Below are 2,166 nucleotides of genomic sequence, written 5' to 3'. Positions count from 1 at the left end.
GGTCACCGCCCTGCGCCCGGTCAACGTACGCGTGTTTCACGGTGTTTCAGAAATCTGAACCGCGTTCGACACCTTGACGGCCTTGTGGAGCGCGGGTTGAATCACGTCGCGATATAAGCCGTGAAACAAGTACGGGAACAAGCGTGTGGGCCCCCTCGCTGCACGGTTGCCCCAGATGTACGGCGCACGGCCCATAGGACCAAATGTCAGGCCCATGCCATCATTGCCGAGAAAGGCAACGAACCATGAGCGCAGCAACGCGCCCCCGCGCGGGCAGAACCCGTATGCGGCGCACCCTTGTCGGGGTGGTGACGGCGGCCGCGGCGGCCGTCGTGCCCATGCTCGCGATGCCGGCCACCGCACACGCGGCCGGTGAGAGCGTCCAGGTGTACCTCACCACCACCAGCGACTCCGGTGGCCGTAACGTCACGAAGGGCCTGGAGCAACAGGCCCCGCTGACCTTCTCCTCGGGGACCGGCGGCTCCGGCCAGCAGGTCACGGTGGACGAGGGCACGCAGTACCAGCAGTTCACCGGCGGCGGCGCGTCGTTCACCGACACCGCCGCGTACCTGCTCAACTCCAGCGGCGCCCTGTCGGCCTCGACCCGCGACTCGGTCATGCAGAAGCTCTTCGACCCGGTCAACGGGATCGGCCTCGACTTCCTGCGCAACCCGATCGGCGCCTCCGACCTGGCCCGCAACAACTACACGTTCGACGACATGCCGGCCGGCCAGACCGACCCGACGCTCGCCCACTTCTCCATCGCCCACGACCAGACGGACGTCCTGCCGCTGACCAAGCAGGCCGAGCAGATCAACCCGGACGTCACGGTGATGGCGACCCCGTGGACCCCGCCGCCGTGGATGAAGGACAACGGCAGCTACGTGCAGGGGTGGCTCCAGTCGCAGTACTACGCGGCCTACGCGCAGTACTTCGTGAAGTACATCCAGGCGTACCAGGCCGCGGGCGTGCCGATCGACTACGTGTCGGTGCAGAACGAGCCGACCGTCGGCGGTGACTACCCGGGTGCGAACTGGAACGGCTCGGGGCTGGCGTACTTCACCAAGAACGACCTGCTGCCGGCGCTGCACACCGCCGGGCTGTCCACGAAGGTGCTCGCGCTGGACTGGAACCCCGACTCGTACGACAGCTTCGCCGCGCCCACCGTGGACGACGCCTCGATCCGCGACGACCCCAACTTCGGCGGGATCGCCTGGCACGGCTACGAGGGCAGCACCAGCGAGCAGACCACGATCCACAACCAGTACCCCAACGTGCCGGACTTCGACACCGAGCACTCCGGCGGCACCTGGATCGGCAACCAGCAGCAGGAGGACATGGAGAACCTGATCGACTACACCCGTAACTGGGGCCAGAGCTGGGTCAAGTGGAGCCTGGCGGTCGATCAGAACATGGGCCCGCACAACGGCGGTTGCGGCACCTGCACCGGCCTGGTCACCGTGCACAACGGCGACAGCCGCAGCGGGCAGGTCGACTACACCATCGAGTACTACACGATGGGCCAGCTGACGAAGTTCGTGCGACCCGGCGCGCACCGGATCAGCTCCGACGACAACTCCACGATCCGCAACGTCGCGTGGAAGAACCCGGACGGCTCCAAGGCCCTGATCGCCTACAACGAGTCGACCTCCGCACAGCCGGTCACGGTCAACTGGGGCAATGAGCACTTCACTTACACCATGCCCGCCGGCGCCTCGGCCACGTTCACCTGGTCCGGCACCCAGGGCAGCGGCGGCGGCACGCCCGGCCACACCGGCGCGATCACCGGTTACGGCGGCAAGTGCGCCGACGTGGCCGGCGGCAACTCGGCCAACGGCACCGCGGTGCAGCTCTACGACTGCAACGGCACCACCGCCCAGCAGTGGACCGCGTCCGGCAACACCCTCCAGGCGCTGGGCAAGTGCCTGGACGTGGCCTCGGCCGGCACCGCCGACGGCAGCCAGACACAGCTGTACGACTGCAACGGCACCGCGGCCCAGCAGTGGACCAGAGGACCGAACAACGAGCTGGTGAACGCCGGTTCGGGCAAGTGCCTGGACGCCACCGGGCCGAGTTCGGCCAACGGCACCCGACTGCAGATCTGGACCTGCACCGGTGCCGCCAATCAGCAGTGGACGGCGCCCGCCGCCTGATCCACTGCCCGGG

At 67.8% G+C, this 2,166-nt stretch carries 1 protein-coding gene; it reads left to right on the top strand.

From position 1 onward, the window contains the following. Window positions 1-245 precede the first annotated feature (245 nt). Window positions 246-2,153, top strand: a complete 1,908-nt coding sequence (locus tag AC13HU_RS36100) for a ricin-type beta-trefoil lectin domain protein (protein WP_483046223.1) — start codon at window positions 246-248, stop codon at window positions 2,151-2,153. Window positions 2,154-2,166 lie beyond the last annotated feature (13 nt).

Source organism: Streptomyces sp. NH27, assembly GCF_056859195.1.
This window is presented reverse-complemented; position numbering and strand designations above follow the sequence as displayed.

Excerpts from the sequence above, each read along its gene's own strand:
- AC13HU_RS36100 (WP_483046223.1), top strand. The coding sequence starts at position 246 with ATGAGCGCAGCAACGCGCCCCCGCGCGGGCAGAACCCGTATGCGGCGC.